This is a genomic window from Pseudomonas putida, assembly GCF_028682635.1.
In the GTDB taxonomy this organism is placed as follows: Bacteria; Pseudomonadota; Gammaproteobacteria; order Pseudomonadales; family Pseudomonadaceae; genus Aquipseudomonas; species Aquipseudomonas putida_AE.
The window spans coordinates 1-223 of record NZ_JANHLK010000129.1 but is presented as its reverse complement, the minus strand read 5'-3'; the positions used below and the strand labels follow the sequence as shown (position 1 = coordinate 223).

The window sequence follows — 223 nt, the reverse complement described above, 5'->3', positions numbered from 1 at the left end:
CCGTTATGCTGCCTTCGCTGGCAAGCCAGCTCCTACAGGATCTGCGGGGTATGTTGGGTTTGTGGCATGACGCGCCTCTTTGGGCCCGGCTTGCTGGCGATGCGATGGTGGTCATGATGCTGCCTTCGCTGGCAAGCCAGCTCCTACAGGTTTTCGGGTGCCTGCGGATTGTGGGGCAGTACACAAATCTGTAGGAGCCGGCTTGCTGGCGATGCGAGGGTGG

At 61.0% G+C, this 223-nt stretch carries 1 protein-coding gene; it reads left to right on the top strand.

Annotated elements, in window-relative coordinates:
• A partial coding sequence (locus NPS56_RS31145) for a hypothetical protein (protein ID WP_274078192.1) occupies positions 1-194 on the top strand: 194 nt, incomplete at its 5' end.
• Positions 195-223 lie beyond the last annotated feature (29 nt).